Origin of the sequence: Synechococcus sp. R55.2, assembly GCF_047462075.1 — a bacterium.
Classification (GTDB): domain Bacteria; phylum Cyanobacteriota; class Cyanobacteriia; order Thermostichales; family Thermostichaceae; genus Thermostichus.
In genome coordinates, this window is sequence record NZ_JANSIH010000016.1 from 13,544 (window position 1) to 38,704 (window position 25,161).

The following is a 25,161-nucleotide window of genomic DNA, read 5'->3' on the forward strand; positions in this document are numbered from 1 at the left end:
CACCGGAGCTGTCCCCAGAGCACAGCAGAACCCTGTTTGGTTCTCGATCCTACCTTGGGGAAAGGGATCCCTGTAGCTTCCGGTGGAGAGGCTTGGAAGTTATGCTGGGGTTACCTCTTTTACCTTGAGACTATCGACCTCCGAGATCGGTGGATCGGAACCCTTCCTCTCCGCTTAGTTTGACCTATGCCTAAGGCCCCCCTCCCTCCCAACGAAGAGCAGCGGCTGGCTGCCCTGCGGCAGTATCAGATTTTGGACACCGCTCCTGAGAACAGCTTTGACGAGATCGTCCGCCTTGCCGCCTACATCTGCGGCACGCCCATTGCTCTGGTCAGCCTTATCGACGAACACCGCCAGTGGTTTAAAGCCAAATTCGGCGTCGATGTGCAGGAGACCCCACGGGATGTGGCCTTCTGCGCCCACGCCATCTTGTCGCCTAAAGAGCCGCTGGTGGTGCCCGATGCCACTCAGGATCCCCGCTTTGCCGATAACCCGTTTGTCGCTCAAGAGCCCCACATTCGCTTTTACGCTGGCATTCCCTTGGTAACTCCAGAAGGGCAGGCCCTGGGCACGCTTTGCGTTGTCGATTATCAGCCTCGGCACCTGACCCCAGAACAACTGGAGCAATTACAAGCCCTGGCCCATCAGGTGGTGGCCCAACTGGAGCTGCGCCGTACTTTGAGGGAACTGGCCAAGACCCCCCTGCTGCCGGCCCAAAGGTCAAAGGAGGACAAGTCTGCCCGTAAGAGCGGACTTCTTTTCAAGGTTGGCGCTGGTTTTGGCCTGGCTGCCCTGATCTTGGCAGGGATCGCCTACTCCGCCCACCGCGCTGCTTCCCGTCTGCCCCAGATCAACAGGGAGGTAACCCAGCTTCTAGAAAAGCACGAGGTTCTAGAGAAGCTGCTAAGAGAAGTGCAGACCGCAGAAGTCCACAAGCGCAGCTATCTCCTTACAGGCAATGCGAGCTTCTTACGGAGCTATCAGACAAGCACCGATTCGCTGTTTGCTCTTCTGGATCAGCTACAGGAATTTGCGGCCTTGGATCCCGTGCAGCAAGAGCACCTGAGCCGGCTAGAGCTGCTGCTGGCGCCGTGGCTGAAACTCAACCATGATTTGATTGAGCTGAGGAAGCAAGGGGAGCTATCTGCGGTTCAAGAAGCGCTGCAAAGTCAGGAAGAGGAAAAATTGAGGCAGCGGATTGTCGACGTGGTAGCGTCGCTAGAAGAGGAAGATCACCGCCGGCTGCAGCAAAGTAGCGATCAGTTTCAGCTAGCCTGGAGCGGCACCAATGCCATCCTGCTAGCGGGTCTAACGTTTACCTGCTGCATCTTGGCTGCTGTTTACTCCCTCATTCGCCGAGAAAGTGCTGAGCGGGAAAAGGCAGAGCGATCCCTCAAGCAAGAGCGAGATTTTACCAACGCGGTTATCGATACGGCAGGGGCGCTGGTGGTGGTTCTGGATCCTGAGGGACACATTTTGCGCTTCAACCGCGCTGCCGAGCAGCTTTCTGGCTACTCGCTGGCAGAGGTCAAGGGCCGGCTGGTATGGGACTTAGGTTTGATCCCACCGGAAGATGTGCCTGGTGTGAAGCAAGCTTTTGAACAGCTCAAGGGCAACTATTCCCTCTTTTTGAATCGCCATGAGAATTTTTGGCGCACCAAGCAAGGGGCACTGCGGCTTATTTCTTGGTCTAACACCGCCCTAATCAACGCTGCCGGCGAGGTGGAGTTTGTCATGGGCACCGGCATCGACATCACCGACCGCAAGCTGGCGGAGCTGGCCTTGAAAGAAAGCGAAGAGCGCTACCGGGATCTCTTTGAAAATGCCACTGACCTCATCCAAAGCGTGGATGCTGAAGGGCACTTTTTATATGTCAACCGCGCTTGGAAAGAGACCTTGGGCTACGACGAAGCTCAGGTCTATCAAATGACCCTCTTCGACATTCTCCATCCCGACTGCCGGGAGCACTGCCAGGCTCTTTTCCAGAAGCTTCTAGCAGGGGAGAAACTGGAGAGGGTAGAGACAGCTTTCCTCACGGCCACTGGTGAAACTGTTTGGTTGGAGGGCAATGTCAACTGCCGCTTTGAAGATGGAGTGATGGTGGCTACGCGAGGCATCTTCCGCAACACTACTGAGCAGAAGAAAGCGGCAGAGGAATTGGAGCGGCAAAACCGCCGGGCTCAGTTGCTAGCCAATCTCAGCTTGAAGATCCGCGAATCTTTGGATATCGCCGAGATCCTAGAGACGACGGTAACAGAAATCCAAGCCCTGCTCAAAGCCGACCGAGTCTTGGTCTACCGCTTCCAGCCGGATGGTTCTGGGATCATCTCCAACGAGAAAACTCAGCCGGGGATCCCCTCCTTGCTGGGAGAGGTGATCGAGGATCCCTGTTTTCAGGAAAAGTACGCCCAGCTCTACAGCCAGGGCCGCGTTCGCGTTGTTAGCGATGTGGAAAGTGAAGGACTGGAGCCTTGTTACCTAGAGCTGCTGCAAAAAATGCAGGTCAGGGCCAACTTGGTGGTGCCGCTGTTTTTGGAGCAGCAGTTGTGGGGGTTGTTGCTGGCCCACCAGTGCTCCGGGCCCCGTCAGTGGCAGCCGTTTGAGATGGAGCTGCTGTCGCAGTTGGCCAACCAAATTGGCATTGCCCTCACCCAGGCAGCCCTTTTGGAACGGGAGAGAAAGCGCAGCCTGGAGCTGGAGCAGGCCCGCAAAGCAGCTGAGCAGGCTGCACAGGCCAAAAGCAGCTTCTTAGCCACCATGAGCCACGAGATCCGCACCCCCATGAACGCGGTGTTGGGGATGACGGGCCTGCTGCTGGAGACCCCCCTCAATGCAGAACAGCGGGACTTTGTAGAGACCATCCGCGTCAGCGGCGATGCGCTGCTCACCCTCATCAACGACATCCTGGACTTCTCCAAATTGGAGGCCGGGGAAATGGAGCTGGAGATCCTGGATTTCGATCTCCGCTCGTGTCTGGAAGAGGTGGCGGATCTGTTTGCCCCCACTGCCCACGCCAAGGGATTGGAGCTGGCGGTGCTCATGCCACCGGAAGTGCCGCGCTACCTGCGGGGAGATGCCTCGCGACTACGGCAAATCCTCAACAATTTGGTAAGCAACGCCATTAAGTTCACCCACCGAGGAGAGGTGGTGATCCAAGCAGAGGTGCTGCAAGAAACCGCTACCCATGTCCACCTCAAGCTCTCGGTGAGAGATACCGGAATCGGGATCCCGGCGGCGGCGCAGAGCAAGCTGTTTCAACCGTTTAGCCAGGTGGATGCCTCTACTACCCGCAAATACGGAGGTACGGGACTGGGCTTGGCCATCTGCAAACAACTGACAGAACTGATGGGGGGAACCATCTCGTTGCAAAGCCAGGAGGGACAGGGCAGCACCTTCAGCGTCGAGCTGACTCTGGAGCGGCAGCCCTATGCCCAGCAGCTTGCCCAGCCTTCTGCTCGTGTCCCGGTGGATTTGCAGGGCAAGCGACTGTTGGTGGTGGACGACAATGCCACCAATCGCAAGATCCTGCGCTGCCAGGCCACGGCTTGGGGAATGGTGGTGGAAGAGGCCGAAAATGCCTATCAGGCTATGGACAAACTGCGCCAAGCCGTTCGGGAAGGCAGACCCTTCTCCCTGGCCGTTTTGGATATGCAAATGCCAGAGGTGGATGGGGAGACCTTGGGCCGCTGGATCAAGGCAGATCCGCAACTGGCCGAGACGCAACTGGTGATGATGACCTCCCTGGGACTGGGGGAGCACTCCCGCCGCGCTGCCGAAATCGGCTTTGCCGCCTACTTGGTTAAGCCGGTAAAACAAAGCCGCCTTCAGGAGGCGTTGGCCATGGCCCTGGGGAAATCTTCTGGCCTCTCCACCTCTCTTTTGGGCATTGGCCCCCCTCTCTCTCAGACGACGCCTATGGCCGACCGACCCCAGCAGTCCCTGCGCATTTTGCTGGCAGAGGATAACCCCGTCAACCAAAAGGTGGCTTTGCGCCAGCTCGAGAGTTTGGGCTACAAGGCCGATGTGGTGGCCAACGGTCAGGAGGTGTTGGATCTCCTGCAGAAGGTCAGCTACGACCTCATTCTTATGGATTGTCAGATGCCGGTGATGGATGGCTACGAGGCCACCCGCCGCCTACGCCAACAGGAACGGAGATCCGGCCACCGCACAGTGGTGATTGCCATCACGGCCAACGCCATGCAGGAGGATAGGGAGCGCTGCCTGCAGGCAGGTATGGACGACTATCTCAGCAAGCCGGTGCTGAAGGAAGATTTGCAAAGGTTGCTCAACCACTGGAGCCAGGTGATTGCCCAGTCTGCAGCAGGATCCTCCAATGGATCCGCTTCTGAAGCAGCCTCTCCAGCTTCCCCCGCTGAGAGCCGGGATCCCTCTTCTCCCACCCAGCCCTACCCCATCGACTCTGCCTACCTGGATCAGGTTTCCGGCGGGGATCGGGGGTTTCAGCGGGAGCTGCTGCAGGTGTTCATCCAAGATTGTGAAGACCAGCTGCCGCAACTGCGCCAAGCCATTGCCGGTTACGACGCAGAAAGAATGCGGCGGATCGCCCACCGCCTCAAAGGAGCCAGCTCCAACGTGGGAGCCAACGCTTTTTGCCAAGTGGTTCGCGAGCTGGAACACTTAGGAGTGGCGCTGGCCCAGCAGGGATCCCAAGGCGGTCATGACCTAGAATGGGCACGCGCTCTCCAGGCCCCAGAAGACCTAGAACGCATCTTGGCTGATATCCGCCAGTACTTGCGAGATCTGGAAGGATAGATTCCAAAGGCTCGGCGCCGCTTCCGCGGCCACCCCCTCTCCCAGAGAGAGGGGAGTTAGGAAGCAATGCAGCAGAAATTTTCATGCCTGTTGCATTCGGAAGCAATGCAAAAGCCTGGCCGCAGCCAGGCCTGTAAAGATCTACAGCAAAGATCTACAGCGGTGTCTTGGGTCTACTGGGATTACATCAGGCCAATTTGAGAGAGGATCCCTTGGCCGGTCAGCAACTCGGTCGCAACGCCAATCACAAAGCCCAGCATTGCCAAACGGCCATTCCACTTTTCGGCGAAGGTAGTGAAGCCGAACTTAGCTTCTTGGTTCTCCATGGTTTTAGCTCCATCAACGGGTGACATCTTTAATGTGGCTCAGATATTAAAAAGTGTCAAGTTTTGTGTCGAGAGCTAACAAGGGATCCCTAGCTGCTTTTCACGGTTGTCCAGAGGGCGTCGATGAGGCGCAGCTCTTCCCCTGACAGCACTTTAAGGTAGGTGAGTTTGGCAAGGGCCTCTTCGTCAGGGTAGATGGCCGGGTTTTGCCGATCTTCTGGGTTGATCATGGGCAGAGCTGCAGCGTTGGGGGTGGCGAAGCGGTTGTGGTTGCTCAGTTGAGCGCCGACTTCAGCATCCAGGATGAAATTGATGAAGCGATTGGCCAGCTCGGGGTTGGGGGCCTGGGCGGGAATGGCCATTACATCCAGCCAAATGTGGGCACCCTCGCGGGGGACAAAATAGCCGATGTTGGGGTTTTCTTCGGCAGCTTGCAGGGCATCGCCGCTGTAGACGATGGCTACATTGGCCGTTCCAGAAACCAGTTGGTTTTTGCCCCCCACGCCCCCAATTAGGCCGGCACTGCGGCGCTTGGTGTCGATCAAAAGCTGCTGGATCTGCTGCAGTTCGGAGCGAACGGTGGTGTTCATATCGAAGCCCAGGTAAACGGCAGCAGCGCCGATCATGGATCGCATCTCATCGATCATCACAAAGGGGCCATACTGCTGCTGCGGGTCGAAAATCAATCCCCAAGAGCGTTCAAAGTTTTCGGGCAGGCGGTCTTTGCGGTAGCCAATGCCGGTGGTGCCCCACTGATAGGCGGCGGTGTAGGTGTTTTCTGGATCAAAGGGCAGGCCGACAAATTTTTCGCCCAGGTTGCTTAGGTTGGGGATCAATTCTTTGTTGAGAGGCTGCAGCAGTCCCAGCTCCAACATGTTGGGCACAATGTAGTCGGTGGGAACAACAATGTCGTACTGGCTGGTGCCTCCCCCCCGCAGTTTGGCCACCATGTCTTCGTTGGATTCGTACACGCTGACCAGCACGCGGCTATTGGTGGCTTTTTCAAAGGCGGTGAGGATGTCGGGATCGATGTATTCTGACCAGATGTAGAGGTTGAGAGTCTGCCTCTGGGCAGAGGTAACATGGGGCCAAAACAAAACCAGGACAAGCACACAGCAGAGTAGGGTTGTAGCCGAGGCAATCCACTTTTTCATGAGATTTCTCCGACTGTGAAAAGTTGAAAACATCGTATCTGCTTTCATCCCCCAGCCGGCTACACCCGCGGCTAGGGGGCACGCCTTGGGCAATCGCCAAGCCCCGCAAACTCCGGTTGAGGCTCGGGTACTCACCCTTGTTTCCAAGACAACACCCAAACGGTATCAACGCCTCCGCGAGCGATCCGCCAAAAGCCGCAAAGGCCGATTCTTTCGTTCGATCCCTCGACGCCTTGCGCCACAAGGCTTTCCGGCCCCAAAACCCCCTCGCCAAAACTCTTTTTGCCGACTTTTTTCCGGATCCCTCGCAAATGGGCCTTGCATTCCTTGCCCTGCTTGGGTTTAATAGGGGTGGAGTTCCCCCTTCGGGGGGATCCCTAGAAATTGGAAATCCCAGATTGGGTGGGCAATGGGGGTAAGCTGGAGCCCAAGTTCCCCCTTCGGGGGGATCCCTAGAAATTGGAAATTGAACTTGTTGAGTAGATTTGCACGTTTTAGTACATCCGCGTTCCCCCTTCGGGGGGATCCCTAGAAATTGGAAATTGTCCGTATCTGACGTAGTTCCATAACATATAAAGGAGTTCCCCCTTCGGGGGGATCCCTAGAAATTGGAAATCCTAAGAGCGGGGTGCTGACTCCACAAGCGTTGTGTTGTTCCCCCTTCGGGGGGATCCCTAGAAATTGGAAATCACTCCTTTATTTTTTAGGGGTGGGGCCGGTCGCTCGGGAAGGGTTCCCCCTTCGGGGGGATCCCTAGAAATTGGAAATGCGAAACGATAAGGATAGAAGAAGATTTACAGGGTTGTTCCCCCTTCGGGGGGATCCCTAGAAATTGGAAATTTCTTGGCCTTTACGGCAGCGTTCTTGCGAACCTTTTTGTTCCCCCTTCGGGGGGATCCCTAGAAATTGGAAATTTGAATCTAGCCGAGTTCAAAGTTAACGGGTTCTCCCTCAGGTTCCCCCTTCGGGGGGATCCCTAGAAATTGGAAATCACAAATGGCACTCCTTATATTTTTAGAGCAGGTTAGTTGTGGTTCCCCCTTCGGGGGGATCCCTAGAAATTGGAAATTCCGGCAAGAAATCTTCTTCTTGTAACAAAACCGTTTTGTTCCCCCTTCGGGGGGATCCCTAGAAATTGGAAATTGTGTAAGGCAATCCCGTACGGGAAAGATTGTTCCGAGTTCCCCCTTCGGGGGGATCCCTAGAAATTGGAAATAAGTCATTAAAGGTCAGGCGTGCACCTTTCGGTGTTAGTTCCCCCTTCGGGGGGATCCCTAGAAATTGGAAATCAGGTATCCAAGTCTGATGCCGTTTATTTTGGCGTATAGGGTTCCCCCTTCGGGGGGATCCCTAGAAATTGGAAATCAGTAGGAACACTGATTGGTATTGGTGTAGCTGCAAGAGTTGTTCCCCCTTCGGGGGGATCCCTAGAAATTGGAAATTGGTGGCGTATTACACCAATGATGGATGGGTCATTGGTGGTTCCCCCTTCGGGGGGATCCCTAGAAATTGGAAATAACAAAGAAGTGTGTTCCGTTGATGAGGTTTGCGTGATCGTGTTCCCCCTTCGGGGGGATCCCTAGAAATTGGAAATCCCTCAAACCGAGAGGAAAAGCACGCGAACGTAACTGTTCCCCCTTCGGGGGGATCCCTAGAAATTGGAAATCTTTGGCAGTAAAGCAGGAATTGGCTGTTCTTGAGCCGGAGTTCCCCCTTCGGGGGGATCCCTAGAAATTGGAAATGGGGAGGTTAGATTAACGTAACGTGCAGCCCATTGTAGCGTTCCCCCTTCGGGGGGATCCCTAGAAATTGGAAAAGATAGCTGCCCTCTGTTCATCCGTGGCCTTGCCGCGGCTGGTTCCCCCTTCGGGGGGATCCCTAGAAATTGGAAAATTCCATCCTGTTTCCAGGACCAACCAGTGGCCACGATAGCGGGTTCCCCCTTCGGGGGGATCCCTAGAAATTGGAAAAGGGATTCCTACAAACCCGACCGTAATGTGTACCAAATAGATGTTCCCCCTTCGGGGGGATCCCTAGAAATTGGAAAATCGCGGTAACTACCGCGAGTTGCGGTACGTGGTTTGTGTTCCCCCTTCGGGGGGATCCCTAGAAATTGGAAAATCAGCTCTTCCACAGCCGCTGAGTAGTCTAACTCCGGCGGAGTTCCCCCTTCGGGGGGATCCCTAGAAATTGGAAAATTTTGGTGCAAAATGCGAGTTTAGTCTTCGTCGTCCTCAAGTTCCCCCTTCGGGGGGATCCCTAGAAATTGGAAAATGGTGATCAGCAATTGCGGCTGTTCTTTCTGTAGCCAAGCGTTCCCCCTTCGGGGGGATCCCTAGAAATTGGAAAACCTCCACCTGCTTGCGCAGGGCTTCAGATTGCGCTTTGGCTGCCTGTTCCCCCTTCGGGGGGATCCCTAGAAATTGGAAAACGCTTTAAATAAAGGCGCTTATTGCCGTAGAGGTATTTAAGTTCCCCCTTCGGGGGGATCCCTAGAAATTGGAAAACATACGCTTCCAGCATTGCTGCTGGTAATTCCAGTAATATTGTTCCCCCTTCGGGGGGATCCCTAGAAATTGGAAAATAAATCGAGCTAAAGGTGCTCTAATTGCTTTCGGAAGAGTTCCCCCTTCGGGGGGATCCCTAGAAATTGGAAAATAGCACAGGGTTATGTACCCCTGTGGGTGTATGTAGAGGTTCCCCCTTCGGGGGGATCCCTAGAAATTGGAAAACCTTCACTACAGTGGAGTTACAGTCAAAGGCTCGACCAAGTTCCCCCTTCGGGGGGATCCCTAGAAATTGGAAAACGACGAAGTTGTTAAGTACGCGTTGCAAATGGTGACTCGTTCGTTCCCCCTTCGGGGGGATCCCTAGAAATTGGAAAACTTTAGATGTTGAATCACGAGTGCGCAGGAGAACACTAGCATGTTCCCCCTTCGGGGGGATCCCTAGAAATTGGAAAACCGGGCATGCGTTCCCGAACTATCTGCTCTGTGTCAGGTTCCCCCTTCGGGGGGATCCCTAGAAATTGGAAAATCTGGAGTGCTTGCTCCTTATGCCACATAACATCTTTGTTCCCCCTTCGGGGGGATCCCTAGAAATTGGAAAATGTATAAGTATTGATTTCTATATACACTTTCATTAATTTGTTCCCCCTTCGGGGGGATCCCTAGAAATTGGAAAACCTTCAGGGAAGTCTAAAAGTCCATGATCTAACTCCCAGTGACGTTCCCCCTTCGGGGGGATCCCTAGAAATTGGAAAACTGACTTATTAGAGCTACTACCTGTTCAGTGGACTGTTCCCCCTTCGGGGGGATCCCTAGAAATTGGAAACATTTACCCACACTGCACGCTTGAATCTGACCTCAAAGGGTTCCCCCTTCGGGGGGATCCCTAGAAATTGGAAACTGAGAGTATTAGTGGTAGAGCTATTAAAGTAACAGCTACAGTTCCCCCTTCGGGGGGATCCCTAGAAATTGGAAACTTTCTAACAACAATGTGCGTGAATGGTTAAAGCCCATTAGTTCCCCCTTCGGGGGGATCCCTAGAAATTGGAAACACTGTTCTTGGCTCCACCATAGAATAGTCCGCATATAACCGTTCCCCCTTCGGGGGGATCCCTAGAAATTGGAAACGATTACTTAAGTGCGGGGGAGGGCTTGAGTAATCCTTTCGAGCGTTCCCCCTTCGGGGGGATCCCTAGAAATTGGAAACCTGCTGTATTAGCAGCCTTTGGTAATAGACTAGATCAACGTTCCCCCTTCGGGGGGATCCCTAGAAATTGGAAACGTTCTTTAGCTCCCATGAAGGGAGAGGTGGTTACAAGTTCCCCCTTCGGGGGGATCCCTAGAAATTGGAAACTCAACTGATAGTTGGGTGCTGTTCAATTAGAACCTAGTTGTTCCCCCTTCGGGGGGATCCCTAGAAATTGGAAACCCTTGTGGAGGGGGTGGTGTTGGGTTGGTGGGGGTGGCAAGTTCCCCCTTCGGGGGGATCCCTAGAAATTGGAAACTATTTGAGAGTGAGGAAGATACCCTAGACCCACAATTGTTCCCCCTTCGGGGGGATCCCTAGAAATTGGAAACGCAATATCCCGGATATACTCACACCGCTCTGCCCGTGTTCCCCCTTCGGGGGGATCCCTAGAAATTGGAAACAACGGCTTGTACTCACATACGTGGGTAAGCCTGACCCACGTTCCCCCTTCGGGGGGATCCCTAGAAATTGGAAACAGCGTTAATCTCATTTTGAGTCTTAAGTTGATATGCCGTACGTGTTCCCCCTTCGGGGGGATCCCTAGAAATTGGAAACCTCTTCTGTATACCTCTACCAAATGAATATCTTTGTGATGTTCCCCCTTCGGGGGGATCCCTAGAAATTGGAAACTTGTTGGATCCCTTGCCGCGTTGGGTTGTATTTGTTGAGTCAGTTTCCCTGTGGTGAGGGATTCCTGAGGATGGGGAAAGGACTCAACAGCTTGCGCTGGCTGGCGCGTCAGCATGCGCTTCGGGTTTTGGATGTTGCCGGTATAACCCTCAATGGCTCGCAACCTTGGGATATTCAAGTTCACGACGAGCGGCTATATCTGCGCTGCCTGCTCTATGGATCCCTGGGCTTTGGCGAGGCCTACATGGAGGGCTGGTGGGATTGCGAGGCCATTGATGAGTTAGTTTGTCGTCTCCTAACTGCCCAGGCACCGCAGCAGGTGGGTTGGCTAATTCAGCCCCTACTTGGGCTGGACAGTCGCCTCATCAACCGCCAGCGGGGCAAGGGGGCATTTGTCATTGGCCGGCGCCACTATGACATTGGCAACGATCTCTATGAGGCCATGCTGGATCGCCGCATGATCTATAGCTGTGCCTATTGGGATGGGGGTGCGCAAACTCTGGATGAAGCCCAAGAAGCTAAGCTTGACCTCATTGCCCGCAAGCTGGAACTCCAACCCGGCATGCGGGTGCTCGACATCGGCTGTGGCTGGGGCGGCACAGCCCAGTACCTGGCCGAACGCTACGGGGTGCAGGTTGTGGGGATTACTGTTTCCAAAGAGCAAGCCAAACTGGCCAGCGAACGCTGCCGCGGCCTGCCGGTTGAGATTCGGTTAGAGGACTACCGCCAGACCCAGGGAAAGTTTGATCGCATCCTTTCTGTCGGCATGTTTGAACATGTTGGCTACCGAAACTACCGAACGTTTATGCAGGTAGCCCGCCGCTTGTTGAACGACAATGGCTTGTTTCTTCTGCACACCATCGGCAGCAACGTGGCCTACCAGGGGCGGGATCCCTGGATTGAGCGCTACATTTTCCCCAACTCGATGCTGCCCTCGCCTCATCTGATTACTGCAGCCTTTGAGGGCTTATTTGTGCTGGAAGACTGGCACAATTTTGGGATCAATTACGTGGCCACCTTAAAAGCCTGGCACGCCAATTTCGAGCAGGCATGGCCAAAATTAGCCGACCGCTACGATGAGCGCTTTCGCCGCATGTGGCGGCTCTATCTCCTGATGAGTGCCGGTAGCTTCAAGGCCCGGGCCAGCCAACTTTGGCAACTGGTCCTCTCACCACGGGGAGTAAGTGGCGGCTATCGCTCGCTTCGGTAACGACAGTCCCAAAAGTTTGCAGGTGCCCCTGCGCCCTCGCTGAGTGGGGGTGTTATGATGAGTTTGATTATCATTCTCACTCTAGACAAGCTGAGGGATGCCCGCAGCTCTGCAGCAAATTGTCAATCGCTTCCAGAAGGCCAAGACCTCGCGGCAGAAGTATGAGCTTCTCCTAGCCTATGCCAAGCGCCTGCCACCCTTTCCCGAAGCGGAGAGGAAGGAGGAGAACCTAGTCAGAGGTTGCGCTTCGCGGGTGTGGCTGGCCACCGAGTTTAGGGAGGGCAAGGTCTACATCCAAGGGGATGCCGATGCTCAGTTGGTCAAGGGTTTGGTGGCCATTGTGGTGGAGGGGCTAAGTGGCCTAGCGCCGGAAGAGATTTTGGGGGTTTCCCCAGAGTTTGTGCGGGAGATGGGCCTCAATTTCAGCCTTAGCCCTTCCAGGAGCAACGGTCTGGTGAGCATGTTTTCGATGCTGCGGCAGAGGGCCTTGGCTTTTGGGAAGTCAGTTGCTTCCAGCTCTGCTGTCTCTGTTGTCTTGTGAGGTATTCAGGCTCATGACTGATCAAGCTAACTCTATCCGTTCGGCTCGACCGGTGCGATCGCTGGTCTCGCTGCTGGCCGCCCTCTCGGTCGGGATCCTGGGAAGCCTGCAGATGCGCCAAGAAGAGTCCCGGGCCCAGCAGGGATCCAGCCCCCCAAAGGTGGTGACCACGATTTTGCCGATAACGCAATTTACCCGTGCTGTGGCCGGGGATCGGGCAGAAGTCACGCCACTCCTTCCCCCTCAGATGGGGCCGCACGATTTTCAGGCTCGACCTGAGGAGGTTCGTTTGCTGGCTCAGGCGGATGTGCTGGTGATCAACGGGTTGGGTATGGAAACGTTTTTGGAAGGGTTGATCGCCAGCGCTGGGAACCCCCAATTGCAAATCGTTGACAGCAGCGAAGGGATCCCAACTTTGCGGGCTGAGGAGCCAGAGCATGGGCACTCCCACGGTCACGGCCATGGACACTCTCATGGACACAGTCACGGCCATTCTCACGGGCATGGCCATGGCCACTCTCATGGGCACAGCCACGGCGAGTTTAACCCCCACATTTGGCTGGATCCCAGGCGGGCTATTCAGCAGGTGGAAAACATCCGCGACGGCTTAATCGCTGCGGATCCGGCAGGGGCGGAGATCTACCGGGCCAATGCGGCTGCTTTTATCGAGAAGCTCAAGGCTTTGGATGAGGAGATTGCCGCTCGGCTAGCTCCCTTTGCCGGAAGAAGCTTTGTGGTCTTCCACGACTTTGCCCCCTATTTTGCCGAGCGCTACAACCTCAAAGCCGAGTTCTTGGTGGAGATCCCAGAGGCCAATCCTTCTCCAGAAGATGTGCGACGGGTGATGGAGACGGTGCGGGAGTCGGGCCTGAAGACCATCTTGGTGGAACCTCAGGTGGGAGACAACAACCCCTTCCAGATCTTGGCCAGGGATTTGGGGGTGGAAGTGCGGGTTTTCGATCCCATCGAGACTGCCGGCCCTGAGGGGATCGAGCCGGAATATTACCTGACCATCATGCGGCAGAACGTGGATAATCTGATCTCGGCCTTTGAGAAGGAGACGGCCTTTGTGCCGCTGGAGCTGCCCTGGCTTGGGCAAGGTTCGCTGGAACAACTACTGGCGAGGGGGCGGTGACCGGCGAGGTTGTCCTTCGCGTGGAGGGGCTGACGGTCTATCGGGGATCCCGCTTGGCAGTACAGAATGTGTCATTTGAGCTGAGGGCGGGATCCCATACGGCCATTGTCGGCCCCAATGGCGCTGGCAAAAGTACCTTGGTGCAGGCCATCTTGGGGATCCTGCCGCGGCAGTGCGGCTCGGTTTGGATTCTGGGAGAGCCGGTGTGCCTGTCCGGTTATTTGCCCCCCTCGGTGCGGCAGCAGGTGGCTTACGTGCCCCAGCGTTTTCAGTTCAATCCTGGGCTTCCCATGGTGGTGGAGGAGTTTGTGGCTTTGGGTTGGGGGGCGTTGCAACCCCGCTGGCCCTGGCAGCAGCGCTCTGCTCGGCGGCAGGCGGTGAAAGAGGCGTTGGAACGGGTCGGCGCATCCCACCTGTCCTCTAAGGCTTTGGGCCAGCTCAGCGGCGGGGAGCTGAAACGGGTGCTGTTGGCCTATTGCTTGGCTTGGCCGCGGCGGTTGCTTATCCTCGACGAGGCACCGGCAGGCTTAGATACGCTCAGCGAGGGGGAGTTTTACCGGCTCTTGGAAGAGCTGCGCCAATCTCTGGGCTGGGCCATTTTGCAGATCTCCCATGATCTGGAAATGGTGTCTTGCTATTGCGACCGCGTGCTGTGCCTCAACCAATCCCTCATCTGCCAGGGATCTCCCCAGGTGGCTTTGGCACCAGAAGTGCTGAGCCGGGTTTATGGGCCTGTTCGCGACAGCGGTGCGGAGCACCATTTTGTCCGCTACCACCGTCGCTGAGGGGAAGGCGATGTTGGAGGGCTGGGTGCGGGTAGTGGAGCTGTTGCAGTTGCCCTTTATGCAGCGGGCCATGCTGGGTGGGATCCTCACCGGCATGACGGGTGGGCTGCTGGGCAGTTTTGTTATTCTGCGGCAACTGTCGTTTTTTAGCGATGCCCTGGGGCATTCGGCTCTGCTGGGGATTGTTTTGGGAGTGCTGCTGGGGCTGAATCCCACCGTGGTGTTGATGGTGTTTGGGGTGGGGTTTGCTTTGGGCGTCACCTTTGTCTTGGAGCGCACTCAACTGTCGGCGGATGCGGTGCTGAACATCATCTACTCTTCCTCTTTGGCGCTGGCCGTTATCGCCCTCAGCTTGCTGCCCGGCTATCGGGGCAACCTCAACCAGTTGCTGTTCGGGGACATTTTGGGGATCAGCCCAGCGGCCCTGTGGACGAGCGGGATCCTCTTGCTCATCGGCTTGGCCTACGTGGGATTGACTTTGCCCTCCCAAATGTTGCTGACCCTGGATGAGCCGCTGGCGCGGGCACGAGGGGTTCAGGTGGGCTGGCAGCGGCTGGCCTTTGTGGTGTTGCTGGCTTTGGTGGTGGGCCTGGCGATTCGCTCGGTGGGGGTGTTGCTGGTGAGCGCTTTTGTGGTCATCCCGGCCTCGACAGCACGGATGTTGGGATCCCGCTTTACAACCTATGTGCTGCTGGCCATAGGCATTGGGGGACTGAGCGCGGTGTTGGGGATGATCGCCTCGGCGGCCTTCAACCTGCCCTCCGGCCCCAGCATTGTCGCCACCCAGTTGCTGTTCTTCCTACTGGCCATGGGATGGCGGGGAGCGCAAAAGATCCTGAGAACTTAGAACAGCTTGCGTTCGCTTTCGGGAAAGACTTGCCCGATCAAGGTGGGCTGTTCGTAGACGCGCTTGAGGGTGTTGAGATCCCGCTTGGTAATGTTGGGCACCCGCAACACCCGCCGATTGCCGGTAGCCGCCGCATGGTGTCCGCCATACATTAGATCCCGCAGGTTCGGGCTATGGCCCCACAGCCCCAGCCCATGCCCGATCTCGTGTCGGGCCACCGCCGTTATTTCGGCCAACCCCTGTCCTTCTGCAATGACGATGCGCACCCGCTGCTGCAAAGAGCCATCGGAGGCGAAGAAAAACTCCGGGCGGGCCGCCCCAGCCACCCCGCCGCCAATAGGAGGAACGCGGTAAATGCTCATCCCGTAGAAAGCCTCCTCCTCTTTGGCCACCACCTTGAGCGGGATGTAGGCCGACCACTCCTTCACCGCTTGCTCCACGGAGGCCTTCCACTGGGGGTGATCCCCTTGGATGTAGATAGGGACGGGATAGAAGGCCCACTGGGCATAGGCTCCACCTGGCAAAAGCGGCTCGATTTCCTCAAAGTAGTCTCCCACCGCCTTGTCGTAGGCGTAGCGATCCAGGCCGGGGGGAAGTTTGAGCCGCATCGGCTGCGGCAGTTCTCCGGCTTGAGTTTGAGCCTGGGCTTGCAGGGCTTCAATGCCAAAAAAGTGGGGAACCAGCAGGGATCCCCTGCCCCCCACTGCCAAAGTGAGGAGCATCGCCCAGCCGAGGATGCAAAGCTGTAGAAGGCGTCGCCGCATCAAAGCCGCCCTTCCGCACTTGTTTCTCTACAAGGTTAGTGGCTCAGAAAGCAAGTGTCATTCACGTCAGCGGTGCAGAGCACTTTGGGGGCCAAGACGGGGACGGTGGTCTATAATCCTGCCAATCCTCCCATTGCGTTCGCGCCAGCGGTGCGGAGCGCTTTCGTCGCCATGATCGAGGCTGTTCCTGCTGCCGATTCTGCCTTGCTGACCGTACAAGGGCTGCGGGTTTTCTTGCCCAGCCGCACAGTTGGCGTCAGCAGGAGGGAGCCTTCGGGATCCCCGGTGGTGGATGGGCTGTCTTTCCAGATCGGGATCGGCCAGACCTTGGGCCTGGTGGGGGAGTCGGGATCCGGCAAAACCATGACCGCCCTGACGCTGATTGATCTGCTGCCCAGCTCGGCTCGGGTGGAGGGCAAAATCCTCTTCAAGGGCCCTGACGGAACGGTGGACTGGCTGCAGTTGGATCCCCGACAACGGCGGCGCTATCGCGGATCCCAAATTGCCATGATCTTCCAGGAGCCGAGCACCGCCCTCAACCCCCTCTACACCTGTGGCCAGCAGTTACAGGAAACCTTGAGGGCCAACACCTCCCTGAGCCCGGCGGAGATCCGCGCCCAAGCCATTCGCCTGTTTGAGGAGGTGCAGCTTTCTCCCCAGATGCTGGAGCGCTATCCCCATCAGCTCTCCGGCGGCCAAATCCAGCGGGCGGCCATTGCCTGTGCCATCGCCTCCAATCCCCAACTGTTGATTGCCGATGAGCCGACCACCGCTCTGGATGTCACGGTGCAAGCGGAAATCCTGCGCCTGCTCTGGGAGCTGCAGCAGCACCGGCAGATGGCCATCCTCTTCATCACCCACGATCTCAATTTGGTGGCCGAACTGGCAGATCAGGTGGTGGTGATGCGCCGGGGCCAAGCTGTGGAACAGGGATCGGTGGAGCAGATCTTTCGGGATCCCCAGCATCCCTACACCCGCGGCCTGTTGGCCTGTCGCCCGGTGTTGGAGCGGCGGTTGCGGCGGTTGCCCACCGTCCAGGATTTTCTGGAAAAAGGGGGATCCTTGGAGGAGCAGTGGCAGCAAGTGGAGATCCCAGCCGCCGAAGAGGAAGAACGGCTGCGCCGGCTGTACAGTCAGCCCCCCCTGTTGCAGGTGCGGGATCTGCGAACCCACTACGCCGTCCGTCGAGGGCCATTTGGCCGCCAGGTGGGCGAGATCCGGGCCGTGGATGGGATCACCTTTGACCTCTACCCCGGAGAGACCTTGGGGCTGGTGGGAGAGTCCGGCTGCGGCAAAACCACCCTGGGGCGAACCCTGTTGCGCCTGGTCCGTGCCAGCTCTGGCCAGGTGATCTACGACGGCGAGGAGCTGCTCCGCTTGCCGCCCCAACGCTTACGTCGTCTCCGCCGCGAGATTCAGCTCATCTTTCAGGATCCGGCGGCCTCGTTGGATCCGCGCATGAGTGTGGGAGCCAGCGTCATAGAGCCAATGGCCCTGCACGGGATTGGGAGAAATGCTGCTGAGCGACGAGCACGGGCCCAACGCCTGTTTGAACGGGTAGGGTTGGATCCGGAAGCGCTGGATCGCCTGCCCCACCAGTTTTCCGGAGGACAGCGGCAGCGGATCTGTATTGCCCGCGCCCTGGCCTCGGAGCCGCGCCTGATCGTCTGCGATGAGGCGGTGTCTTCTCTGGATGTCTCTGTGCAGGCCCAGGTGCTGAACTTGCTCAAGGATCTGCAGGAGGAACTGGGGTTGGCCTACCTGTTCATCTCCCACGACCTGAGCGTGGTCAAGTTCATGAGCGACCGCATGATGGTCATGAACCGAGGCCGCATCGAAGAGATTGGCCCTGCTTCCCAGATCTACCGGCAGCCGCAGCAAGACTATACCCGCCGCCTCATCGCCGCGTTCGCGCCAGCGGTGCCGAACCACTTTCCCCAAGGGAGATCCGTTCGCGATAGCGGGCCGTAGGCCTTAAAAACGCACCCATTTGCCCCAAACGGGTTGAAAAGTTTCCCCTGCATCCGGCTCCGGGCTGGGCAACCCTGCGGGTTAACTTCGCAGTAAGATTTGCAATGAGGCTAAAATTAAGTAAACTTCCAGTCGTAAAGCTTCGGCTCTTTGTTAGCACATTTAACAAAACGTTTTATCCGCAGTTTGGGCTGCAACCGGCTATGGCTCGCATACTCATTATTGAGGACGACCCTTCGATTCTGGATATCCTGCGCATCAATCTGGAGTTGGCGGGCTACGAGGTTGTGAAGGCCACCGATGGGGTGCGCGGACAAGCACTGGCTCTGCAAGTTCTCCCCGATCTCATCATCCTCGACCTGATGCTGCCCCAGGTAGATGGCCTGACCGTTTGTCAGCGCTTGCGGCGGGAGGAGCGCACCAGCGAGATCCCGATTTTGATGCTCACCGCCCTCGGCCAAACCCAGGACAAGATCGAGGGCTTTAATGCCGGTGCCGACGACTACCTGACCAAGCCTTTTGAGGTGCAGGAGCTGCTGGTGCGGGTGCGGGCCCTGCTGCGTCGCTCAGACCGGATCCCACAGGCGGCTAAGCATGGGGAGATCCTCACCTATGGCCCTCTCACGCTGGTGCCGGAGCGCTTTGAGGCGTTGTGGTTCGGCAAAACGATCAAGCTCACCCACCTGGAGTTTGACCTGCTCCACTGTCTGATGCAGCGACATGGGCAGACCGTTTCCCCCAGCGAAATCCTGCAGGAGGTGTGGGGCTACGAGCCCGACGACGACATCGAGACCATCCGTGTTCACATCCGCCACCTGCGCACCAAGCTGGAGCCGGATCCCCGCCACCCCCAGTACATCAAAACCGTCTATGGGGCGGGCTACTGTCTGGAATTGCCCAACATTGCCGATCCCAGCCCACTGCAGCCAGAGCTGGCGAAAGATTCCCACAAATAATGATTCTTTCATGATTCTTGAGGATGCTGCTCACGCAACTGCTAATCTAGGGGATGCCCTGCTGCAGATTGCGCTCTGAGATCTATGCCTGGTGCCATTCGGTATTTGATGTGCCCACCCGATCACTACGAGGTGGACTATGTGATCAACCCCTGGATGGTGGGGAATGTTCACCGCTCTTCGCGAGAACGGGCGCTGCAGCAGTGGCAGGCTCTTTATCGGCATCTCTCGCAGCGGGCGGAGGTGAAGCTAATCCAGCCGGTGCCGGGATGGCCGGATATGGTGTTTACGGCGAATGCTGGGCTCATCCTGGGATCCAAGGTGGTGCTGAGCCGTTTTTATCACCCAGAGCGGCAGGGGGAACAGCCCCATTTCAAGGCTTGGTTTGAGGAACAGGGCTACACCGTCTATGAGCTGCCGCCGGCCCTGGCTTTTGAGGGGGCGGGAGATGCTCTGTTGGATCGGGCAGGGCGCTGGCTGTGGGCGGGCTACGGCTTTCGCTCCATGTTGGAGTCTCACCCCTACTTGGCCAAGTGGCTGGGGATCGAGGTGTTGTCTTTGCGGCTGGTGGACGAGCGGTTCTACCACCTAGACACCTGCTTTTGCCCCCTCTCCGAAGGCTATTTGCTCTATTACCCGCCGGCTTTTGATGCCTATTCCAACCGCTTGATCGAGATGCGGGTGCCCCCTGAAAAGCGGATCCCGGTTCAGGAGGCGGATGCCATTCACTTTGCCTGCAATGCCGTGGATGTGAACGGCACGATCTTGGTGAATCGGGTCAGCCCAGAGCTGGAAGCCACCCTACAGGAGCGGGGATTTGCGGTGGTGCAGACGGAGCTGACGGAGTTCCTGAAAGCCGGTGGGGCGGCCAAGTGCCTGACGCTGCGCCTCGACGAGACGGTGGCTCCCCAAACCGATCCGGTGGCCACGGTGCTCAGCCGGACGGTGACCCTCCAGGGACACTTGGTGGACAGCGACCTGCTCACCAGAGCCGTCGATTGCATTGTGGACAATGGCGGCAGCTTCCAGATCCTCAAGTTTCAGCTTGGGGAAAAACGGCAGAGCACTTCCACGGTGGAACTGGCCGTTTCCGCTCCCACCGAAGAGACCCTGGATACCATTCTCAGCGCCTTGATCGAGCAGGGGGCCCGTCTCTCGGAGGAAACCCAGCAAGATGCCCGTCTGGAGCGGGTAGAGAAAGCAGGGGTAGCGCCCGACGATTTTTATGTCACCACCATCTATCCCACGCAGGTGCGGGTGGCCGGCCAGTGGATCCCGGTGCAGCGGCAGCGCATGGATGGGGTGATCGTGGTCAAGGGATCCGATTGCAATGGCAAGACGGAGTTTTCAGCCTATTGCACCCTGATTCGAGATTTGCAGGTGGGGGATGCCGTGGTGTGTGGGGTGGAAGGGATCCGCACCGTGCGCCAGGCCAGCAAAGAGCGCTCTTCCCAGGAGTTTACCTTTATGGGATCGGGGGTCTCCAGCGAGCGGCGGGTGGAGATCCTGGTGGAGCAGATTGCCTGGGAGCTGCGGCAAATCAAGGAGCGGGGCGGCAAAACGGTGGTGGTGGCAGGGCCGGTGGTCATCCACACAGGCGGCGGATCCCACTTGGCCACCCTCATCCGCGAAGGCTATGTGCAGGCGCTGCTGGGGGGCAATGCCATTGCCGTTCACGATTTGGAGCAGAATCTCTACGGCACCTCGCTGGGGGTGGATCTGTCGCGGGGCACCCCGGTCAAGGGCGGCCACAAGCATCACCTCAAAACCATCAACCTCATCCGCAAGTATGGCAGTATCCGAGCTGCGGTGGAAGCGGGCGTGATTACCGGCGGGGTGTTCTACGAGTGTATTCGCGCTCAGGTGCCCTTCTCCCTGGCGGGATCCATCCGCGACGATGGGCCGCTGCCAGATACGGAGATGGATTTGATCAAGGCCCAGCAGGATTACGCACGGCTGCTGCAGGGGGCCGACATGGTGCTGATGCTCTCCAGCATGTTGCACTCCATTGGTGCCGGGAACATGACGCCTGCCGGGGTCAAGCTGATCTGCGTGGACATTAACCCGGCAGTGGTGACCAAGCTGGCCGATCGGGGATCCCTGGAGTCGGTGGGGATTGTGACCGATGTGGGCCTGTTCTTGAGCTTGCTGGTGCAGCAGTTGGCGCGTTTGGGGCAGGTGTATGAGCGCCCGCAACCTGCTCTTGCTGCCCGCTAGCCACCCCATCCATAAGCGCTGTTATCTTTTGGGATCCTTAAACTGGGATCCTCAAGCCTCAAAAGGGTATGCCTTTTATTAGCCTGTTGACGGATTTTGGCCTGCAGGATCCCTATGTGGGCATTATGAAAGGGGTGATTCATACCCTTTCCCCACAGGCTCAACTCATCGACCTCAGCCATGGGATCCCGCCTCAGGATGTGGCGGCGGCTCGCTTTGCCCTGATGACGGCCTACCCCTATCTGCCGTCGGGCACCATTCACCTGGCCGTTGTGGATCCAGGGGTGGGGAGTAGCCGCCGGGCGGTAGCCATCCAAACCGAGACGGGCTTTTTGGTTGGCCCTGACAATGGCCTGTTCAGCGGCGTTTTGGCCCAAACTCCGGCGCTGGCTGCTGTGGAACTCAACCGGCCCCGCTATTGGCGCACCCCCTCTCCCAGCCGCACCTTTCATGGGCGGGATATTTTTGCCCCGGTTGCCGCTCATCTGGCCAACGGGATCCCTTTGGCGGAGCTGGGGGATCCCCTAGACGTAGCAGAACTAACCCGCTGGGAGTGGCCGCCACCCCAGATGGAGACCAACGGCTGTCGCGGCCTGGTCCAGGCCATCGACCACTTCGGCAACGGCATCACCAACCTGCCCGGACAGTGGGTGGAAGGTCGAAGCTGGAGCGCCTGGATCAAAGGGATCCCCGTCCGCTCCGTGGCCACCTTTGCTGAGGGAGAAGTTGGGGAAGTGCTGGCCCTGGTGGGCAGCTCCGGCTGGGTGGAGATCGTGCAAAACCGAGGCAATGCCAGCCGTGCCTTGGGTTTCAAAGTGGGAGATGAGGTGCGCGTGCAGTGGAACGGCTAGATCCCCTCGCCTGAAAAGAGAGGGAGAGACTGGGGATCCTAGGCAGGTTGGCTTTCCACCGTCACGGCTTCCGTCGGAGTAGTGGGGTTTGAGGCGCCCACTTGGACTTTGATCACCCGCGCTGCGTCGGCTTTGGGCAGAGTGAGGGTGAGGATGCCGTCGCGATAGGTGGCCGAGACTTTCTCCGGCTGGATGCGGCGGGCCAGCTTGAGGATGCGTTGAAAAGGTTGGGGCTCCACTTCTTGGTAGCGCAATTCAGCACCTTCAGGGCCGTGAACCTGGATCTCGCCGCTGATGGAGAGCTGTTGAGCCGTGGCCTCGATGTGGAAGCGTTCCCGATTGGCACCGGGCACCCACAACTGGACGGTGTAGGCTTCGCCGCTCTCCCAAACCTGCAGAGGAGTGGGCAGGAAGGAGCGAGAGCGTCCCCGGTTGGGCTCCGCTTGCAGAGCTTGTACCTCGAAAAGCGGGCTGAAGTAAAGAGTTGCCATAGTGTCTCCTAGGGTAAATAGGCTAAGTCATCAATGGAGTTGAGGGAAGCGAAGAGATCTCGGCACAGAAGGCTTGGCCTGCACTTGGGATTTGAATTCACAAAATCCTGCTCTGATCATCCAAGAAAGCCATCCCAGCGAGGGAGGGCAAACCGATCTGCGATAGGCAGGATCCCCTCACCTCATGGGGAAGAGGGATGAAAACAAACAGGGCAATCCAATGGTTCACTCGAAACATTTTGCTCAAAACAGAATGGGGTAGATGTGAGTGAAAAAAGAAGACCGTTATGGATCCCACTCCCATTCCCATCCGATTTCAGGTGAACGGCCAACCCTATGGGCAGGTGGTTCCGCCGGGGATCACTCTGCTGAGCTTGTTGCGGGAGCTGGGCTGGGTGGGGGTACGCCGTGCCTGCGACTCGGGGGATTGCGGGGCTTGCACGGTGCTGTTGGAGGGGGATCCCGTCCACAGTTGCCTGTACCCGGCGGCGCGCTTGCAGGGCCAAGCCATCACCACCATCGAGGGGTTGGCCAGAGGCGGGGAATGGGATCCGATGCAGGCCCGCTTTTTAGAGGGACAGGGGTTCCAGTGTGGCTTTTGCACGCCGGGGATGATCTTGAGTGCTCGTCAGCTCTGTGGGGAAGGGATCCCATCCGCTCGCGTAAGCGGGACGGAGTCCTTGGCCGAGCTGCGGGATCACCTGCGGGGCAACCTTTGCCGCTGTACAGGCTATCAAGCCATCTTGGACAGCATTCAAGGGATCCCGGCCTCGTTCGCGTTAGCGGTGGGGAGCACTTTCCCTGAATCAGAGCTGGAGAGTGTGGGGCGCAATGTTCCCAAGCAAGATGGCCCACAGATCGTCTCCGGCCAGCCTGCCTACACGGGCGATTTTGCTCCTGCTGGGCTACTTCATTTGCGGCTGCTGCGCTCCCCTTATGCCCATGCCCGAATCCGCCGTATCGACACCAGCCAAGCCCAGGCCCTGCCGGGTGTGGTGGCCGTACTGACCTATCGGGATGTGCCGCGTCGGGCTTACAGCACTGCCGGCCATGCGGAGCCGGTGCCGGATCCTCTGGATCGCTTTGTGCTGGATGAGAAGGTGCGCTTTGTGGGGGATGGAGTGGCGGCGGTGGTGGCCGAGTCAGTGGCCATTGCCGAGCGGGCCTGCCAGCTCATCCAAGTGGAGTATGAGGTTTTGCCCCACGTGCTGGATCCCCTGGAGGCCATGCAGCCGGGATCCCCGGTCATCCACGACGAGCCAGAAGCCCGGCAAATTGACGTTCGCAGCGGCGGTGCGGAGCGCTTGGCCAGCCGCAACCTGGCAGGATACGTGTGCCTGCAAAGTGGGGATCCGGCCCAGGGCTTTGCCGAAGCGGATCTGATTCTGGAGAACACCTACCATCTCCCTGCCGTACAGCACGCCCATCTGGAGCCCCACGTCAGCACCAGTTGGCTGGAAGCCGTTGTTAATGGGACGGAGTCCTTTGACCGCCTGGTGGTGCGCTCCAGCACCCAAGTGCCCTTCCATTGCCAGCGAGTTTTGGCGGAGATCACGGGGATCCCTCGCGAGCGCATTCGGGTGATCAAGGGCAAAATCGGGGGTGGCTTCGGCAACAAGCAAGAAATCCTCACGGAACCCCTCTGTGCCCTGGCGACGCTGAAGACGGGCCGACCTGTGCAGTGGGAGCTCACCCGCAGCGAGGAATTCACCGCCACCAACAGCCGTCACGCCATGCAGATTCGCGTCAAAACTGGCGTGAAAGCCGATGGATCCCTGATTGCCCAGGAGATCACCGCCTACGCCAATGCCGGCGCCTATGGCAACCACAGCCAGGCGGTGGTATTTCTGGCGGGCTACATACCCTTGGGGCTGTACCGCTGCCCCCACAAGCGGTTTGAAGGCTTTGCCGTCTACACCAACTCCATGCCAGGGGGAGCCTTCCGCGGCTACGGGGCCACCCAGGGAACCTTCGCTGTGGAATGCCAGATGGACGAAATTGCCCACAGGTTGGGGCTGGATCCTATCCAGTTGCGACTGAAAAACGTCATCCAGCCCGGGGATCCCCTCACGCTGGGGTACCGAGATCAGCAGAATGCTGATTTAGAGGATGCCCACTTCAACCTCATCGGCAGCTACGGCCTCAAGGACTGCTTTGAAAAGATTCAAACGGCCTTCAGCACCCCCCTTCCCCCACCCCAGGGATCCCGCCGCTACGGGCGTGGCATTGCCATCTCCATGCAGGGGAGCGGCCTTTCCAAGATCCACGTGGCAGGCGTCAAACTCAGCCTCTTGCCTTCTGGGCGCATTCTCATGCGCAGTGGGGCAGTGGATGTGGGCACTGGCTCCGATACCACCCTGCGCCAGATCGTTGCCCAAGTGCTGGGGATCCCCATAGACCAGATCGATCTCATCGCTGCCGATACCCAAGAAACCCCCTTCGACGCCGGATCCTACGCCTCAGCCACCTTGTACATTTCCGGCGAGGCCAGTCGACGGGCGGCCCTAGCCCTGCGGGACAAACTCATCCAGGCGGCTGCCCTGAGATTGCAGACGGATCCCGGCCAAGTTTGTTTTGCGCAGGGACGTTTTTCGGCTCCCCAGGGATCCCTGACTTTGCCGGAGCTGGCCCAAAGGGCTTCGGATCCCATCGAGGTGGAGCTGCACCATGCCGCCGACGAATCTTCCCTCTCCTTTGCCGTGGCGGGGGTGGAATTGGCAGTGGATATGGAAACCGGCCAGATTGAGCTGCTGA

Annotated in this window: 15 protein-coding genes and 1 CRISPR repeat array; of the genes, 11 read left to right on the forward strand and 4 right to left on the reverse strand. The window is 57.9% G+C overall.

From position 1 onward, the window contains the following. Positions 1 to 186 precede the first annotated feature (186 nt). Positions 187 to 4,773, forward strand: coding sequence for a GAF domain-containing protein (locus NW838_RS00495; RefSeq protein ID WP_414427281.1), 4,587 nt, complete (start codon positions 187 to 189; stop codon positions 4,771 to 4,773). 182 nt (positions 4,774 to 4,955) lie between these two features. Here NW838_RS00495 and NW838_RS00500 read toward each other — a convergent pair whose 3' ends face one another. Next, positions 4,956 to 5,126 carry a chlorophyll a/b-binding protein gene (locus NW838_RS00500; RefSeq protein ID WP_414331192.1) on the reverse strand — a complete coding sequence of 57 codons (171 nt, stop codon included), beginning with the start codon at positions 5,124 to 5,126 and terminating at the stop codon, positions 4,956 to 4,958. Between the two features lie 62 nt (positions 5,127 to 5,188). Continuing rightward, the gene (locus NW838_RS00505) at positions 5,189 to 6,253 is read right to left on the reverse strand and encodes a spermidine/putrescine ABC transporter substrate-binding protein (protein ID WP_148202683.1); all 1,065 of its coding nucleotides are present in this window, start codon (positions 6,251 to 6,253) and stop codon (positions 5,189 to 5,191) included. A gap of 356 nt (positions 6,254 to 6,609) precedes the next feature. After that, a CRISPR array of direct repeats spans positions 6,610 to 10,639; the repeat unit is 36 nt; unit sequence GTTCCCCCTTCGGGGGGATCCCTAGAAATTGGAAAT. Between the two features lie 70 nt (positions 10,640 to 10,709). Here NW838_RS00505 and cfa point away from each other — a divergent pair. From cfa to NW838_RS00530, 5 genes are all read left to right on the forward strand, one after another. Beyond that, complete coding sequence (gene cfa / locus NW838_RS00510) at positions 10,710 to 11,849, forward strand: cyclopropane fatty acyl phospholipid synthase (protein ID WP_414427282.1); 1,140 nt, start codon at positions 10,710 to 10,712, stop codon at positions 11,847 to 11,849. A gap of 97 nt (positions 11,850 to 11,946) precedes the next feature. After that, positions 11,947 to 12,390, forward strand: a complete 444-nt coding sequence (locus NW838_RS00515; RefSeq protein ID WP_414329195.1) for a SufE family protein — start codon at positions 11,947 to 11,949, stop codon at positions 12,388 to 12,390. Between the two features lie 13 nt (positions 12,391 to 12,403). Then, complete coding sequence (locus NW838_RS00520) at positions 12,404 to 13,525, forward strand: metal ABC transporter solute-binding protein, Zn/Mn family (protein WP_414427283.1); 1,122 nt, start codon at positions 12,404 to 12,406, stop codon at positions 13,523 to 13,525. Then, positions 13,522 to 14,310 carry a metal ABC transporter ATP-binding protein gene (locus NW838_RS00525; protein ID WP_414427284.1) on the forward strand — a complete coding sequence of 263 codons (789 nt, stop codon included), beginning with the start codon at positions 13,522 to 13,524 and terminating at the stop codon, positions 14,308 to 14,310. The genes NW838_RS00520 and NW838_RS00525 overlap by 4 nt, the downstream gene beginning before the upstream one ends. A gap of 10 nt (positions 14,311 to 14,320) precedes the next feature. Next, positions 14,321 to 15,157: a metal ABC transporter permease gene (locus NW838_RS00530; protein WP_414355447.1), complete on the forward strand. Its 837-nt coding sequence runs from the start codon at positions 14,321 to 14,323 to the stop codon at positions 15,155 to 15,157. On the opposite strand, the gene NW838_RS00535 is transcribed toward NW838_RS00530, so the two are convergent. Then, the gene (locus NW838_RS00535; protein ID WP_414427285.1) at positions 15,154 to 15,921 is read right to left on the reverse strand and encodes a hypothetical protein; all 768 of its coding nucleotides are present in this window, start codon (positions 15,919 to 15,921) and stop codon (positions 15,154 to 15,156) included. The two genes, NW838_RS00530 and NW838_RS00535, sit on opposite strands and share 4 nt — an antisense overlap. Before the next feature lie 171 nt (positions 15,922 to 16,092). Between NW838_RS00535 and NW838_RS00540 the strand changes: the two genes are divergently transcribed. The 4 genes from NW838_RS00540 to NW838_RS00555 all read left to right on the forward strand — a co-directional run bounded on the left by NW838_RS00540 (position 16,093) and on the right by NW838_RS00555 (position 21,916). Next, the gene (locus tag NW838_RS00540) at positions 16,093 to 17,892 is read left to right on the forward strand and encodes an ABC transporter ATP-binding protein (protein WP_414427288.1); all 1,800 of its coding nucleotides are present in this window, start codon (positions 16,093 to 16,095) and stop codon (positions 17,890 to 17,892) included. 203 nt (positions 17,893 to 18,095) lie between these two features. Then, the gene (locus tag NW838_RS00545; protein WP_414342492.1) at positions 18,096 to 18,848 is read left to right on the forward strand and encodes a response regulator transcription factor; all 753 of its coding nucleotides are present in this window, start codon (positions 18,096 to 18,098) and stop codon (positions 18,846 to 18,848) included. An 84-nt stretch (positions 18,849 to 18,932) separates the two neighbouring features. Further along, positions 18,933 to 21,065, forward strand: a complete 2,133-nt coding sequence (locus tag NW838_RS00550; RefSeq protein ID WP_011431917.1) for a TIGR00300 family protein — start codon at positions 18,933 to 18,935, stop codon at positions 21,063 to 21,065. Between the two features lie 68 nt (positions 21,066 to 21,133). Further along, positions 21,134 to 21,916 (forward strand): S-adenosyl-l-methionine hydroxide adenosyltransferase family protein, encoded by a 783-nt coding sequence (locus tag NW838_RS00555; RefSeq protein WP_414355385.1) that lies wholly within the window; start codon positions 21,134 to 21,136, stop codon positions 21,914 to 21,916. Positions 21,917 to 21,954: 38 nt separating this feature from the next. Here the strand turns inward: NW838_RS00555 and NW838_RS00560 are convergent, their stop codons facing one another. Then, a complete protein-coding gene (locus NW838_RS00560; RefSeq protein WP_011431920.1) occupies positions 21,955 to 22,407 on the reverse strand; it encodes an Hsp20/alpha crystallin family protein in 453 nt (150 codons plus the stop codon). 287 nt (positions 22,408 to 22,694) lie between these two features. Here NW838_RS00560 and NW838_RS00565 point away from each other — a divergent pair. Continuing rightward, positions 22,695 to 25,161: molybdopterin-dependent oxidoreductase (locus NW838_RS00565; protein ID WP_414427286.1), on the forward strand; the 2,467-nt coding region annotated here is incomplete at its 3' end.

Excerpts from the sequence above, each read along its gene's own strand:
- NW838_RS00495 (WP_414427281.1), top strand. The coding sequence starts at position 187 with ATGCCTAAGGCCCCCCTCCCTCCCAACGAAGAGCAGCGGCTGGCTGCC.
- NW838_RS00500 (WP_414331192.1), bottom strand. The coding sequence starts at position 5,126 with ATGTCACCCGTTGATGGAGCTAAAACCATGGAGAACCAAGAAGCTAAG.
- NW838_RS00505 (WP_148202683.1), bottom strand. The coding sequence starts at position 6,253 with ATGAAAAAGTGGATTGCCTCGGCTACAACCCTACTCTGCTGTGTGCTT.
- cfa (WP_414427282.1), top strand. The coding sequence starts at position 10,710 with ATGGGGAAAGGACTCAACAGCTTGCGCTGGCTGGCGCGTCAGCATGCG.
- NW838_RS00515 (WP_414329195.1), top strand. The coding sequence starts at position 11,947 with ATGCCCGCAGCTCTGCAGCAAATTGTCAATCGCTTCCAGAAGGCCAAG.
- NW838_RS00520 (WP_414427283.1), top strand. The coding sequence starts at position 12,404 with ATGACTGATCAAGCTAACTCTATCCGTTCGGCTCGACCGGTGCGATCG.
- NW838_RS00530 (WP_414355447.1), top strand. The coding sequence starts at position 14,321 with ATGTTGGAGGGCTGGGTGCGGGTAGTGGAGCTGTTGCAGTTGCCCTTT.
- NW838_RS00535 (WP_414427285.1), bottom strand. The coding sequence starts at position 15,921 with ATGCGGCGACGCCTTCTACAGCTTTGCATCCTCGGCTGGGCGATGCTC.
- NW838_RS00540 (WP_414427288.1), top strand. The coding sequence starts at position 16,093 with ATGATCGAGGCTGTTCCTGCTGCCGATTCTGCCTTGCTGACCGTACAA.
- NW838_RS00545 (WP_414342492.1), top strand. The coding sequence starts at position 18,096 with ATGGCTCGCATACTCATTATTGAGGACGACCCTTCGATTCTGGATATC.
- NW838_RS00550 (WP_011431917.1), top strand. The coding sequence starts at position 18,933 with ATGCCTGGTGCCATTCGGTATTTGATGTGCCCACCCGATCACTACGAG.
- NW838_RS00555 (WP_414355385.1), top strand. The coding sequence starts at position 21,134 with ATGCCTTTTATTAGCCTGTTGACGGATTTTGGCCTGCAGGATCCCTAT.
- NW838_RS00560 (WP_011431920.1), bottom strand. The coding sequence starts at position 22,407 with ATGGCAACTCTTTACTTCAGCCCGCTTTTCGAGGTACAAGCTCTGCAA.